7 protein-coding genes are annotated in these 6,410 nt (G+C 69.0%); 3 read left to right on the forward strand and 4 right to left on the reverse strand.

What is annotated here, in order from left to right; all coding sequences use genetic code 11:
- Window positions 1-41 precede the first annotated feature (41 nt).
- Entirely contained in the window at window positions 42-1,013 is a 972-nt protein-coding gene (locus JZ791_RS35165; protein ID WP_216900774.1) for a quinone oxidoreductase family protein, read from the forward strand.
- An 89-nt stretch (window positions 1,014-1,102) separates the two neighbouring features.
- Window positions 1,103-1,321 carry a hypothetical protein gene (locus tag JZ791_RS35170; protein WP_216900776.1) on the forward strand — a complete coding sequence of 73 codons (219 nt, stop codon included), beginning with the start codon at window positions 1,103-1,105 and terminating at the stop codon, window positions 1,319-1,321.
- Between the two features lie 54 nt (window positions 1,322-1,375).
- Here the strand turns inward: JZ791_RS35170 and nusB are convergent, their stop codons facing one another.
- From nusB to JZ791_RS35185, 3 genes are read right to left on the reverse strand one after another with little or no spacing between them, the layout of a single operon-like run.
- Window positions 1,376-1,885, reverse strand: a complete 510-nt coding sequence (nusB, locus tag JZ791_RS35175) for a transcription antitermination factor NusB (protein ID WP_216900778.1) — start codon at window positions 1,883-1,885, stop codon at window positions 1,376-1,378.
- Between the two features lie 19 nt (window positions 1,886-1,904).
- Window positions 1,905-2,468 carry an elongation factor P gene (efp, locus tag JZ791_RS35180; protein ID WP_216900780.1) on the reverse strand — a complete coding sequence of 188 codons (564 nt, stop codon included), beginning with the start codon at window positions 2,466-2,468 and terminating at the stop codon, window positions 1,905-1,907.
- A gap of 57 nt (window positions 2,469-2,525) precedes the next feature.
- The gene (locus JZ791_RS35185) at window positions 2,526-3,647 is read right to left on the reverse strand and encodes a M24 family metallopeptidase (RefSeq protein WP_216900782.1); all 1,122 of its coding nucleotides are present in this window, start codon (window positions 3,645-3,647) and stop codon (window positions 2,526-2,528) included.
- 789 nt (window positions 3,648-4,436) lie between these two features.
- Between JZ791_RS35185 and JZ791_RS35190 the strand changes: the two genes are divergently transcribed.
- Window positions 4,437-4,952, forward strand: a complete 516-nt coding sequence (locus tag JZ791_RS35190; RefSeq protein WP_308163274.1) for a prepilin peptidase — start codon at window positions 4,437-4,439, stop codon at window positions 4,950-4,952.
- Between the two features lie 165 nt (window positions 4,953-5,117).
- On the opposite strand, the gene JZ791_RS35195 is transcribed toward JZ791_RS35190, so the two are convergent.
- On the reverse strand, window positions 5,118-5,942 hold the full coding sequence (locus JZ791_RS35195; protein WP_308163275.1) for an alpha/beta fold hydrolase: 825 nt from the start codon (window positions 5,940-5,942) through the stop codon (window positions 5,118-5,120).
- Window positions 5,943-6,410 lie beyond the last annotated feature (468 nt).

Here is a 6,410-nt window from a genome sequence, read left to right on the forward strand (position 1 = left end):
CGAGTCGACAACTTGACCGTCAGTCCACTTATGGAGTTTCGATGCAGGCAATCGTAATGACCGCCACCGGTGAGCCCGAAGTGCTGCAGACCCAGGAGGTTCCCGACCCGCACCCCGGCGTCGGCGAGATCCTGATCCGGGCCACCGCGATTCCGGTGCTCTATGCCGAGACCCTCTTGCGCTCGGGCGCATTTCCGATCGCCGGGCCACCGGGCGCGTTCGGCTTCCAGGCTGCCGGATCGGTGCTCGAGGCCGGGGCCGGCGTGGATCCCGGGCTGATCGGCGCCCGGGTGGTGGTGAGCACCGCCGGACAGGGTGCGTATGCCGAGAAGGTGTGCGTCCCAGCAGAATTCGCGACCATCATCCCGGATGGGCTCGCGACCGACGCGGCGGCCGCGGTGCTAATGGGCGGCTCGGTCGCGACCGCGCTGTTGCGCCGCGCCGGCCTGACCGGCGGCGAGACGGTCCTCGTCCCGGTCGCGACGACGGGCGTGGGCGGCTATCTCACCCAGCTGGCCAGGGAATCCGGCGCGTCCCGCGTCATCGCCACGGCCAGCGCGGCCAAATCCGATCGCGCCCGCGCGCTCGGTGCGGACGAGGTGATCGATCACCGCGCCCCGGACTGGCCGCGACGACTGCGCGAAATCCTCGGGGATTCGACCATCGACGTCGTCTTCGAGACATTCGGCGGCGATATCGCCCACGACCTGCTCGACGTGCTGACCCCGCTCGACGGCCGCATGCTCGGCTACGGCCAGCTCTCGGGAGCTCCGGCCACCATCGCGGCCGCCGATCTGCATGCCCGCGGCCTCACCTACACCGCCTGCGCGGGCCCCGAATGGCTGACCCGCGTGGCCACCACCCGCGCGGACGTACTGGACCGGGCCGCCGCCGGCCGCATCGAACCGCTGATCGACCGGATACTCCCGCTCGACCAGGCGGCCAAGGCGCATCGCCTGGTCCAGAACCGCGCCACCACCGGCACGATCCTGCTGCGCCCGGCCGCCGCGTAACGAGCCCGCGAAACGCCCGGCTGGTCGGCACAGCTCCGGCGTGGCATGCTGGGGCCCGAACCGTCCTGAAGATCAACTGGGGGTTTGTGATGAAGAACTGTGTTCTCGCGCTGGGCATGGCGGCTGTCGCCGTTTTCGGCGTCTCCGAGGCGACGGCCGCCGCCGACCCGTGGACCGACGGCCAGGTCCAATGGGAGAATTGCAAGCAGGCCGGGCATACCGACGGTCAGTGCCGTCAGATGCTCGACAACCGCCCCGCTCCCGCGCCCGCACCGCATCCGCCTACCGGATCCGCCGGCGGCTGGTGACGCAAAACCGCCCGGCCGGAACGCATTCCGGCCGGGCGGTGCGAAAAACAGAGCCTACGAAGAGGTTTCGCCGCCGGACGCGCGGGTGGCCGCCGCCGCGGCACGGACCTGCGGGGCCACCTGGACCACCTGGCCGAGCACGCCGTTGATGAAACTCGGGGAGTCGTCCGTGGACAGCTCCTTGGCCAGTTCCACGGCCTCGTCGACGGCCACCACGGGGGGAACCTCGTTGGCGTGGAACAGCTCCCAGACCGCCACGCGCAGAATCGCCCGATCCACGGCCGGGAGCCGGGACAGCGTCCAATCCTGCAGGTACGACTCGATGGTGCCGTCGACACGGTCGAGGTCATCGGCGACACCCTCGACCAGGGTGCGGGTGTAGGGGTTGACCGGCGCGACCGAATCGTCACCGGCCGACAGGCTCACCCGCTCGTCGATCAGGTCGGCCGGGTCGATATCCCGCGCCTCGGCCTCGAACAACAGATCCACCGCCCGACGGCGGGCCTTGTGCCGCGCGCCGAGCTTTTTGTACTGGGACTTCTTGTCTCCAGGCTGATCGGCCACAGTCGACATTATCCTCGCGTCAGGAGTTGACGCGGCTGATGTACGAGCCGTCGCGGGTGTCGATGCGCAGCTTGTCGCCCTCGTTGATGAACAGCGGCACCTGCACCTCGGCTCCGGTCTCGACGGTGGCGGGCTTGGTGCCGGCGCTGGAGCGGTCACCCTGCAGGCCCGGCTCGGTGTGCGTCACGATGACATCGATGGCGACGGGGAGCTCGACGAACAGCGGCGCGTCCTCGTGCACGGCGACCTGGACCTGCATGTTCTCCAGCAGGAATCCGGCGGACTTGCCCAGCACGGCGTCGCCGATGTGGATCTGGTCGTACGTGTCGCCGTCCATGAAGATGTAGTCGGACCCGTCGTGGTACAGGTAGGTCATATCGCGCCGGTCGACCGTCGCGGTCTCCACCTTCACACCGGCGTTGAACGTCTTGTCGACCACCTTGCCGGACATCACGTTCTTCAGCTTGGTACGCACGAACGCGGGGCCCTTGCCCGGCTTGACGTGCTGGAACTCGATGATCTGCTGCAGATTGTTGTCGATCTTCAGCACGAGACCGTTCTTGAAATCGCTGGTGTCCGCCACTGTCCTCGGATCTCCTTGTCGTTCCTACACACTGTTACACACTGTTTCGCCCGTGCGTCAGTCGACCACGGTCAGATCTTTGCTGGTGAGCGTGAGCAGTTCAGGACCCCCCTCGCGAACCACGAGCGTATCCTCGATCCGCACGCCGCCGCGGCCGGGGAAGTACACACCTGGTTCGACGGTTACCGTCACGCCACCGAGCAGTGTACCCGTGCCCGTTTTGGCGAGCCCCGGTGCTTCGTGAACCCGCAGGCCCACGCCGTGTCCGAGGCCGTGCACGAACAGCTCGCCGTGTCCGGCCCGCTCGATCACCCCGCGCGCGGCGGCGTCGACATCCGCGCAACCCGCACCCGGTTTCAATGCCTCACGACCGGCCCGCTGAGATTCCAGGACCAGCTCGTATACATCGCGCTGCCAATCGTCAGGCTGACCGAGGACCAGGGTGCGAGTCATATCCGAGTGGTAGCCGTTGACCACCGAGCCGAAATCGAGCTTGACGAAATCGCCCGCGGCCAGCACCGCGTCGGTGGGCCGATGATGCGGGACCGCCGAATTCGCCCCGGCGGCCACGATGGTCTCGAACGCCACCGCCTCGCCGCCGTGCTCGAACATCAGCCATTCCAGCTCGCGCGCCACCTGGCGCTCGGTGCGGCCGGGCCGCAGTCCGCCGCGCTCGAGCAGGGCGGCCAGCGCGGCGTCGGCGGCGGCGCAGGCGGCGCGCAGTTGCTCGACCTCGTAACGGTCCTTGACCATGCGCAGCTGTTCCACCAGGCCTGGCACCCCGACCAAGTCGAGTCCGCCGCCCTGTTCGACGAAACCGTGGTGCTGATCGACCGTCACGACATGGCTCTCGAAGCCCACCCGGCCGGTCTGCCACTCGCCCGCGAGCTGCACGATCCGCCGGGCGCTGGCGCGGGCGATCTCCGCGCGCATATCCGGCACCTGCTCGCCGACCTGGGTGGTGTAGCGGCCGTCGGTGCAGATCACGGTGCGGCCCTCGTCGGTGTCCCAGGCGTACACCAGCAAGGCCGCGTTGGAACCGGTGAATCCGGTCAGGTACCGAATGTTCACCAGGTCGGTCACCAGCAGGGCGTCAACCCTGTTCTCCACCAGCAGGTCCCGCAGCGCGGCCCGCCGGGCGGCATGGTCGGGGCGCGGTGCGCCGTGATCAGCAGACATGGATCCAACGCTACCGCTGCCGGGCCGCATCATCCCATCCCATTCCCGCGCCCATCCCCAAGTCGATACACAGCCCACTCGAGCCGGCTGCGCATCCGGCACCTGCGCGGATGCTCATCATCCGAGCATTGATAAACGCCATCTATTCACATCTGCCGAAGCTATCCACATTTCGCGATCGACGCCCCCGAAACCGCCGAAGGGCGGTCACGATGGTGCCATGCCCGCCACCGCCCCGCAAGCCGCCGTTCAGCCGAGCATTTCCCCGCGGTCACCGCACGCTCACACCCACCATCCCGCTCGCCTTCACCGGAATGCTCCGCGGACCATGATCGACCTGCGAAGGCGGGATCCGAACGCGCCGAGCGGCGCGACCGTGTCACGGTCGTTGCCCTCGATGAGCGCCCGAATCCGGCGGGCTGTGCACGCGCAGATCGGCGCCGCCGTCTCACGGTCGCAGCGCTCGACAAACACCCGAACCCGGCGGGCTGTGCACGCGCAGATCGGCGCCGCCGTCTCACGGTCGCAGCGCTCGACAAACACCCGAACCCGGCAGGCTGTACACGCACCGATCGGCGCCGCCGTCTCACGGTCGCTGCGCTCGATAAACACCCGAACCCGGCAGGCTGTGCATCCGCCGAGCGGTGTGATCGTGTCACGGTTGCGATGCTCGATGAGCGTCCGGCTGGGTGTACTCGGCGGTGATCTCGAACGCATCGAGATGGGACGGGCGATGCCGGACGTCGTGTGCGGACCCTCGACGGTCCGTTTCCTCGGGCACGTCCGGTCGTGATATCGATCGCCCTCGCCTCGACCGCCACGCGACCGGACATCGAGGCGACCACGCCACTCACCGTTGTCGCATACGCCTCGTTCGTCGGGTGGTGTTTCGCACTGTGCACGGTCGACCTGCGGGAACGACGCCTGCCCAACGCATTGACCGGTGCGGGCGCGGTGGGTGTGCTCGGATTCGCCGCGGCGACCGGGCGCGGGTCTGTCGCGCTGGTGGGCGCGTTGCTGCTCGCGGCGGTCTACCTGACGATCCACCTGATCGCACCCGCCGCGTTCGGGGCCGGTGATGTGAAGCTGGCCGTCGGGCTGGGTGGCGCGGCGGCGTGCGGCGGCGCACAGACCTGGGTGTGGGCAGCCCTCGGCGCACCCCTCCTGACAGCCCTGATCGGCGGTGCGCACCTGCTGCTCGATCGCTTCCGGCGAAGATCCCGCATGGGTTCAGCGGATTCCGCCGTCCCTCATGGACCCGCGATGTGCCTGGCTACCATCGCAGCATTGGTCTTGGTCCACTGAGCCGGGCCGGGGCGGGCGAGGTGAAGACGCGGGGTGGTCTCGGGCACGGCGGCGCAGATGTCCGAGTGTCGGCGGCACTCGGCGCACCCGTGCTCACGGCGCTGGTCGGCAGTGTCCGAGGGCTGCTCCGCCGGCGTGGACAACCTGCGGCGCACCGATCCCCGGCTACAGCGTGTCGAGGAAGCCGAGCAGCAACTTGTTGAACGCCTCGGGCTGTTCGATATTCGCCGCGTGACCACAGTCGTCGATCACCGCCGAGTCGGCGCGTTCGTTCGACGCCGCCGCGTCCAGGGCGTGCCGGTAGGGCCAGAACTCGCTGTCGCGGCCGGCCACGAACAGGATCGGCACACCGGCCCGCCGGATCACGTCGCGCCAGTCGGCGATCGCGTGGTCGCGCAGCAGCGCCAGATCGTTCTGCGACAGCGGCTCGGTCGCCAGGTCCTCGGGGCGCAGGCCGAGGGCGTCGAACAGGCGCTGGAACCGCTCCAGGCGCTCGGACGGGGGTTTGCCGTGACCGGTGTCGGCCGGTGGTCCGGCAGCGAAGAAGGTGCCGAGGTTGTCTGCTCCGTAACCGTAGAAGCCGTTCGCCCAGCCCTCCTCATTGCTCATCTTCGGCGTCTGGTCCACGCTGACGATCCCGGCCAGGTCCGCGGTACCGCACTGGTCGACATAGGCCCAGATCGTGCTCGCCCCCATGGAACCGCCGACCAGCACTACGTCGCGCCGGCCGGTCAGGCCCGTCGCGGCCAGCAAGTCGCGCAGATCCGCGCCGTGCCGGGCCATTCGGTGCCCGAAGGCCGGGGCCTGGGACTCGCCATGGCCGCGGCGGTCCAGCGACAGCACCCGGAAGCCGCGTTCGGTAAGTGCCCGCTGCTGGAACAGCCAGGTCGCGGCGGAGGCCCGGAAGCCGGGAATGAGCACCACCGGCCTGCCATCGCCCTCATCGGTGTAGTGCAGGCGCACACCGTCGTTGGTGAGAAAATCCGGCACGGTCAGGCTCCTTCGGGTGATGCGGAGGCACCTCGGAAACGCACGATGCCCGGTGTTGGGCGATCTGTTGGTCATGAACACCGATCGCTGGAGGGTGCCTCCGTTGTCCGCCGACCGTACCTGGTGGCCTCTGATCTCCTGGTCGGATCAGGGCACCGGCCCGTGTTCATCGGCGGCGCATGGGTGGAATCGGCCTCGGCGCAGGTAATCGAGGTCCTGGTCCCCGGCGGCGGGTGAGCCGGTGGGGTGCGACTGGCCGTGGCCGCGGAGGTCGACGCGGCCATGACCGTCGCGACTACCCCGGCAGGATTGCCCGTCGCCACCGGCGGCATGTACCCGATACCTGTCGTGCCGACGCAGTGCGAGGGACACTCCAGGGCGCGCCGCGCGACCCCCAGAGCGCCTCGAGCCGGTGGCGATATAGCTGCGTTTTCGCTGCCCGGGCGTAGGGGCGCGGGGCAGGGGGCG

Source organism: Nocardia alni, assembly GCF_019038435.1.
Lineage (GTDB): Bacteria > Actinomycetota > Actinomycetes > Mycobacteriales > Mycobacteriaceae > Nocardia > Nocardia alni.

What these genes read in the sequence shown, in the direction of transcription:
- JZ791_RS35165 (WP_216900774.1), top strand. Translation starts at nt 42, where the DNA reads ATGCAGGCAATCGTAATGACCGCCACCGGTGAGCCCGAAGTGCTGCAG.
- JZ791_RS35185 (WP_216900782.1), bottom strand. Translation starts at nt 3,647, where the DNA reads ATGTCTGCTGATCACGGCGCACCGCGCCCCGACCATGCCGCCCGGCGG.
- JZ791_RS35170 (WP_216900776.1), top strand. Translation starts at nt 1,103, where the DNA reads ATGAAGAACTGTGTTCTCGCGCTGGGCATGGCGGCTGTCGCCGTTTTC.